This window comes from Okeania sp. SIO2B9 (assembly GCF_010672505.1).
GTDB classification, from domain to species: Bacteria; Cyanobacteriota; Cyanobacteriia; order Cyanobacteriales; family Microcoleaceae; genus Okeania; species Okeania hirsuta.
On record NZ_JAAHGK010000486.1, the window covers coordinates 1 to 5,082 of the forward strand.

The 5,082-nt window shown below is 36.8% G+C and carries 4 protein-coding genes; all 4 read right to left on the minus strand.

Features of this window, described 5'->3' with window-relative positions:
- Nucleotides 1-632 precede the first annotated feature (632 nt).
- On the minus strand, nucleotides 633-836 hold the full coding sequence (locus tag F6K13_RS17445; RefSeq protein ID WP_124143263.1) for a phycobilisome linker polypeptide: 204 nt from the start codon (nucleotides 834-836) through the stop codon (nucleotides 633-635).
- A gap of 374 nt (nucleotides 837-1,210) precedes the next feature.
- The gene (gene apcB, locus F6K13_RS17450) at nucleotides 1,211-1,696 is read right to left on the minus strand and encodes an allophycocyanin subunit beta (protein ID WP_124143264.1); all 486 of its coding nucleotides are present in this window, start codon (nucleotides 1,694-1,696) and stop codon (nucleotides 1,211-1,213) included.
- Nucleotides 1,697-1,869: 173 nt separating this feature from the next.
- Nucleotides 1,870-2,355: an allophycocyanin gene (locus tag F6K13_RS17455; RefSeq protein WP_124143265.1), complete on the minus strand. Its 486-nt coding sequence runs from the start codon at nucleotides 2,353-2,355 to the stop codon at nucleotides 1,870-1,872.
- A gap of 1,070 nt (nucleotides 2,356-3,425) precedes the next feature.
- The coding region (locus F6K13_RS17460) for a BamA/TamA family outer membrane protein (RefSeq protein ID WP_287287898.1) at nucleotides 3,426-5,082 on the minus strand (1,657 nt) is incomplete at its 5' end.

Here is a 5,082-nt window from a genome sequence, read left to right on the forward strand (position 1 = left end):
TGATGCGGAATATTTCATAAATACTTAATAGATAATTTAATTTATTTAATATTATAGTTATCAGTCTTTCTTAAAACAGAATAAATTTGGAATAATGGTACTACTTTTTTAGTATTAGGTCGCAAAACAATTGATCAATAACTCAGATTAGTTATAGTGGTTTGTAGATAAATTAATTATAATAAATTGACCAAATAGGCAAGAATTAATAACTTATTTTAATGCCAAAGACTCTAATTTATTGTCCCTATTTCCTACTGCTTAAAAATCTACAATATAGCAGTCGAAGGAAAGGGCACGAACATATCAAAAGCTGACAGTGCTTTTGCTGATTGATGAACCACATCGTCATAACCAAAACCCTGTAGGAGCGTTTTGCTCCCCAACATATAAAGCGCAGCTTTGCATTAGCAAATGGCCATTAGCTAGCGCACAACTACGTTAATGCCCCTACTGTAGTCTACCGAAATGAAAACCGCTGTAAAACTCACACAACGCATGATTTTTCCTTCTTCTTTCTACAAGATCTCACAACTCAAGTTAAAATTTCTATATTTCATTACAAGTGAAATACAAACAAAAAAAAGAGGTCTTTTGACCTCTCTTTTACTACCATTTCTCAAAATAGTAATTTAAAGTAACCCAGTATTTGCTCCTGGTTTACCAGTAGCTAACTGGACATTAACAATTTTACCACCCATTTTCATAATTCTTTGTTGTTCCTGGAACCAGCTATCATAAGGAACAAGCTTGGTAAAGTAAGTATTTTGTAATTCTCGTTGAGTACGAATACGAGTTTGACTCGGAACACAAGCAGTAATCTTAAACATTCTCATAATACAAATTTCTCCTAATACTTGGTGAAGATTTTCTTAAATCCTTTTGTAAAACAATTAGGGTAAACAGTCAAATACTTATCTAATTATTATTGAGTTTTGAGATTATCTAAACCCATATATTGACGACCCCCATACTTAAATCTAACACGAGAATTTCTAAGTAATGCGATCGCCTCAAATCTCAAACCTAAAAACTCCTAAGGCAGGGAACCTATAGAATCAATGCTAGTTTACTAAAACAGATTATTTATTCAACAATAAGCCTTTGGTAATCTAACACTCATTCTAGGCTTCCCTAGCCTTATAGTAAAACATCAGTTAAATCAAAAAGGTAAATCTACCTTTTTTGGCCTTTTTTACTGATCGCCAAATTAGCTTAACCCAGAGCAAATGTAGTCGAAATAAACGCCCATTTCCTTTCCAGCATCAGGACCGACTAAACCAGCAGTAACTTCCTTCATAGCTTGAATAGCTTGTACAGTAGCACCGATGGGAACGCCTAGAGAATTGTAAGTTTCTTTTAAGCCATTTAGTACGCGCTCATCTAAAATAGAAGGATCGCCAGCTAACATAGCATAGGTAGCATAACGTAGATAATAGTCCAAATCACGGATGCAAGCAGCATAACGACGAGTGGTGTACATATTACCACCAGGACGAGTAATATCAGAGTAAAGTAAAGACTTAGCTACAGCTTCTTTAACAATAGTTGCAGCATTCGCACTGATAGAAGTTGCAGCGCGAACTCGTAGTTCACCTGTGGCAAAGTAGTTAGTGAGCTTCTCTAGAGCACCAGCATCAAGGTATTTACCTTGAATGTCAGAAGAATTAATAACGGAGGTAATAGCGTCTTGCATTATTGATTGATTTCCTTAAATTTGCTGAATCTTCAAAATTATTGGATAGGCGAAGGCCAGGATTTTAGAGATTTGATTGTAGACTTCAATTTGATATTTCAGGAAGTTCTAAATTATTAAATTCTTGTTTCCTTCTCACCAACTTTCATCTAACCTCTAAAAAATATTTAGCCTTAACTCATAGCACCGATAACATAGTCAAAGTAAGAAGCAGCTTCGCTAGCATCATCACCTGAGAGAAGGGAAGCAGCAACATTCTTCATGCAGCGAACACCTTCAGCAACAGCTTCGATGGGAGTGCCCAAAGACTTATACATTTCAGTAACGCCTACGAGTCCGATCTCTTCAATAGGAGTAACGTCTCCAGCAACAATACCGTAGCTGATCAAACGCAAATAATAATCCAGATCGCGCAAGCAAGTAGCAGTCATTTGTTCACCGTAGGCATTACCACCTGGAGAAACAACATCAGGACGCTTTTGGAAAAGCTGGTTTCCAGCCTCCTTAAGAATACGCTCACGAGATTCACTCATAATTTGAGCAATCCGAACGCGACGTTCGCCAGAGGAAACAAAAGTCTTGATTCGGTCTAATTCGCCGGGACTCAGATAACGAGCCTCAGCATCTGCATTAACGATTGATTTGGTAATTATACTCATGCTTTATTCCAACAGAGTTAAGGTAATAAGGTTGCTTAAAAATTGGTTAGCTAGTAAGAAGGACAAAGTACCCTCTGACATAACTACCTTCAGCAAGTATTTTGAGGCATTTTGTTCACTTTCTCATTATTTTCTTAATAGTTTGTAATATTTTCATAGCAGCAAGGGGTATTTTGGGCCAAAAACGCCCTTATTCTTTGACAGATGACAATATATTTAATTTTTTTGTCAGAAGATACCTTTTTTTATTTCTGAATCCTAGCCAAAGGCCATTTCTCATCTTCTCTAGATGGAAGGCCATTAACTACAAAAATATACAAGCAAAAAATTTGACCCTAATTACATGGCTAGATAGATAATTTTGCTCATTTTCCACTTCATCTACCTGTAGTCAATCAAACAATTCTCCTCACTCAAACAATTCTCCTCACTCACTTTTCTCCCCATTGATTCCTTTATTCCCTATTTCCTACTTTATTGTTAAGTATTCTAAAGGGACACGATATTAAATTTTGAGGAAGCGGATTTCACATTAGAGGAGATTTAAAAAAACTGGCGTTGCTGAATCAAGGTATGAAAATAAAAACTGAAGAATCTCAAATACTTGTCATTGATATAGTTTAGCAATCGCCAAAAAAATACAAATCATATCCCAAATCAGCAACGCCAAAAAACTAAATATTTTCCAAACACCTTGTCAGACTAAAAATAAATTTTTTTCTAGAACAAATTTATTTTTAGTGTTGAAGGTATGACTAAGGAGGATTAAATTGATGTCATTAAAATCATCCTGATTCCTATATAGAGATTGAGAATAAGCGGATATAAACTATTATCAATCTTTAAAGTTATGAACAGACAGATCGTTTCAATTCTTTTGGTGAATTTTGCATTAGCAGGAATCGGTATTATTCCAGAAATCAGTAATTTAACTAATATAGAACTAGACAAATTACAATCCGATCACAACACTCAATCCGAACTTATTAATTGAAAAACTTATGTTTCCCGTTGATACTTAATCTAAAAATCATTATCACTCAGCAACGCCCATAAATTAGAACTTAGTATTAGAAACGCTCACCAATACCGAAGTGGAAACGAGTATCACCTTCATCATTAATAGCGTAATCAACTCTAATTGGACCGAGAGGAGATTGTACCCGAATACCAGCACCATAACCTATACCGTCTCCTGGTTTATTCCTCACACCTCCAGGATTACCAATAACAGAACTTTGACTATCAAATACTGTTGCAGCATCAATAAATAAAGCGCCTCCAAGAAACCCAAATACAGGAAAGCGATACTCAACAGTTCCCAACAAGAATGTACGACCTGCTCCTACAGAACCTTCATCATATCCACGAACTGTATTAGTACCACCTAGAGGAAAAGCTTCATAAGGAGGTAAATCTCCAATTATATGACCACCTTGTATGTTAAAGGCCAAAGCTTCAGGTCCATCAATGAAGTTAGTAAAGTCTACTGGAATATAGAAACTGTAATTAGCTCGTAAACGATTCAATGCAATCTCTGCTGAACCGATAGGAATAGACTGTTCTGTACCAAATCTTAGCAAACTACCAGAAGTAGGTTGTCGGGGATTATTGCGTCGATCATTAACAATACCAAATTGAATAGTAAGTAGATCGTCTTCCCCAGAATCATCAACAGTCAATTTATTACCTAATTCATCTCTAGGTTCAGTATCACCATCACTATCCTGAATTTCTACTCGTTCATATTTTATTCCCAAAGAAGCTGTCCATTCCGGTTCAACAAATGGATTAGGAATAAACGGACGGGTAAAACTAACTCCACCTCCTGTACGAATGACTCGTGGGTTGTCACCATTAGGCAGATCGACATCGCGCTGATCGTTTTCGTCGTCAGAATCAAAAATTACCGATATTGCTCGTCGTCTGAACGCATTAACTGTGTAGGAAAGGCGGTGGTCATCTCCACCTATCCAGGGATCGGTAAAGCTAATATCCGCTAGTAATAATCGCTCACCTACTTGAAACTCGCCACCTAATTTCTGATTATTACCACCAATATTTTGTTGTTGATAACTGACTGTACCAAATAACCCACTCGCAGAACTAACTCCACCACCAAATGCGAGAGAACCTGTACTTTTTTCTACAATATTCACAATCACATTTGCCTTGTTAGGATCGTCTGGTGCTGGTTCTAAACCCAATCTAACATCTTCAAAAATTCCTAAACCAAACACTCTCCTAATATCTTTTTCTGCTGTTTGTCGCTCAAAGATATCTCCTGGTTGAAGTTGAATTTCTCTAGTGATGATATATTCACGAGTACGACCCTCAATTAAATTACCTTCTTCATCTGTTGTTTCTCCTTCTGCACTCACAAAGCGTACTTGAATATCTTTAATTTCTCCCTCTGCAACTTCTAGAATAACTGAACCGTCGTCATTGACTTGGGGAGCACCGATAACTTGTCCGAGAACGTAACCGTTATCTTGATACCACTGGTTGACTTGTTCGACACCCCCTTCAAAAATTTTCAGATTCAGAGTTTCACCATATTGCTCGCCGAATATTCTGTCTACTTCACTTTCAGGGAATACTTGAGCACCTTCTATGGTTACAGAATTCAATACAGGGTTGGGTTCAACTTCAAAAGTTACTCGTACACCCAGGGGAGTATCTTCTGGTAATGCTTTCACATTTCGGAAGAAACCAGTGGCAAATATC

Excerpts from the sequence above, each read along its gene's own strand:
- F6K13_RS17445 (WP_124143263.1), bottom strand. The coding sequence starts at position 836 with ATGAGAATGTTTAAGATTACTGCTTGTGTTCCGAGTCAAACTCGTATT.
- apcB (WP_124143264.1), bottom strand. The coding sequence starts at position 1,696 with ATGCAAGACGCTATTACCTCCGTTATTAATTCTTCTGACATTCAAGGT.
- F6K13_RS17455 (WP_124143265.1), bottom strand. The coding sequence starts at position 2,355 with ATGAGTATAATTACCAAATCAATCGTTAATGCAGATGCTGAGGCTCGT.